This is a genomic window from Bacillus sp. NTK071 (genome assembly GCF_017303315.1).
GTDB lineage: Bacteria > Bacillota > Bacilli > Bacillales > Guptibacillaceae > Guptibacillus.
The window spans coordinates 1-258 of sequence record NZ_JAFKOI010000143.1 but is presented as its reverse complement, the minus strand read 5'-3'; the positions used below and the strand labels follow the sequence as shown (position 1 = coordinate 258).

The window sequence follows — 258 nt, the reverse complement described above, 5'->3', positions numbered from 1 at the left end:
CAAAATCCCTTACACATCAGATCCCGAGCACCGTCCGCAGGTCGGCGACGGTGTCGATGACGTGATCGGGCTGCATGGCGAACTCGTCGCGCGCCCAGCGGTCGAGGGTGTCGGTGCGGAACTTGCCGGTCTTGACCAGCACGCCGGTCATCCCGACGACCTGTGCGGCCAGCACGTCGTTGTGCAGGTCGTCGCCGACCATGACGACGTCCTCGGGGTCCACGCCCATCCGGTGCGCGGCGGCAAGGAAGCCTGCGG

At 67.4% G+C, this 258-nt stretch carries 1 protein-coding gene; it reads right to left on the bottom strand.

Annotated elements, in window-relative coordinates:
* Nucleotides 1-16 precede the first annotated feature (16 nt).
* Nucleotides 17-258 (bottom strand): HAD hydrolase-like protein (locus tag JI666_RS21375; RefSeq protein ID WP_206895099.1); only part of this gene is annotated, 242 nt, incomplete at its 5' end.